Below are 274 nucleotides of genomic sequence, written 5' to 3' on the forward strand. Positions count from 1 at the left end.
GCAGGTAGCAGCGCAGCACGCGATCGCCGAAGATCTGTTCGCCCGTCGCGCGGCCGCTCGGCGTCATGTGCGTGAGCAGGATGTGCGCATCGGGGCGTGCGCGCATCAGCGCATCGATCAGCGGCTGCGCGGCGCGCGTCTCGCCGACCGACACCGCATGCACCCAGATCAGCGGTGCGCGGTCGTCGCGCGAGCGGCCCGCGACGTGACCGAAGCGCTCGGCGATATGCTCGCGATAACCGCGCTCCTTGCGCGAGCGCACGTAGAGCCGGAT

General features: G+C 70.8%; 1 protein-coding gene. It reads right to left on the reverse strand.

Annotation, left to right across the window (positions count from 1 at the left end):
* Positions 1 to 274 (reverse strand): glycosyltransferase N-terminal domain-containing protein (locus tag AAEY79_RS14840; protein ID WP_352289132.1); only part of this gene is annotated, 274 nt, incomplete at both ends.

Source organism: Psychrobacter sp. GW64-MNA-CIBAN-0177, assembly GCF_040309585.1.
Classification (GTDB): Bacteria; Pseudomonadota; Gammaproteobacteria; order Pseudomonadales; family Moraxellaceae; genus Psychrobacter; species Psychrobacter okhotskensis.